This window comes from Streptomyces swartbergensis (assembly GCF_002148965.1).
In the GTDB taxonomy this organism is placed as follows: Bacteria; Actinomycetota; Actinomycetes; order Streptomycetales; family Streptomycetaceae; genus Streptomyces; species Streptomyces swartbergensis.
Window position 1 is genome coordinate 1 of the sequence record NZ_NGFN01000803.1, and the last position, 788, is coordinate 788.

General features: G+C 57.5%; 1 rRNA gene. It reads right to left on the reverse strand.

The features are described from left to right. A 23S ribosomal RNA gene (locus CA983_RS44435) occupies nucleotides 1-788 on the reverse strand; the annotation flags it as partial.

The following is a 788-nucleotide window of genomic DNA, read 5'->3' on the forward strand; positions in this document are numbered from 1 at the left end:
CATCGCCTTACGGCTTCGCACGGACCTGTGTTTTTAGTAAACAGTCGCTTCTCGCTGGTCTCTGCGGCCACCCCCAGCTCACCGTGTAAAACGGATCACCAAGAATGGCCCCCCTTCTCCCGAAGTTACGGGGGCATTTTGCCGAGTTCCTTAACCATAGTTCACCCGAACGCCTCGGTATTCTCTACCTGACCACCTGAGTCGGTTTAGGGTACGGGCCGCCATGAAACTCGCTAGAGGCTTTTCTCGACAGCATAGGATCATCCACTTCACCACAATCGGCTCGGCATCAGGTCTCACCCACATGCCATCCGGATTTACCTGGATGACGGGCTACACCCTTACCCCGGGACAACCACCGCCCGGGCTGGACTACCTTCCTGCGTCACCCCATCACTCACCTACTAACCGCTTGGTCCGGCGGCTCCACCACTTTCCTTTCCCCGAAGGGTCCGGAACGGCTTCACGGCCTTAGCATCACGATGCTCGATGTTTGACGCTTCACAGCGGGTACCGGAATATCAACCGGTTATCCATCGACTACGCCTGTCGGCCTCGCCTTAGGTCCCGACTTACCCTGGGCAGATCAGCTTGACCCAGGAACCCTTAGTCAATCGGCGCACACGTTTCTCACGTGTGTATCGCTACTCATGCCTGCATTCTCACTCGTGAACCGTCCACAACTCGCTTACACGGCTGCTTCACCCGGCACACGACGCTCCCCTACCCATCCACACAGGCGTTGGCCCTATTGTGTGAATGACACGACTTCGGCGGTACGCTTGAGC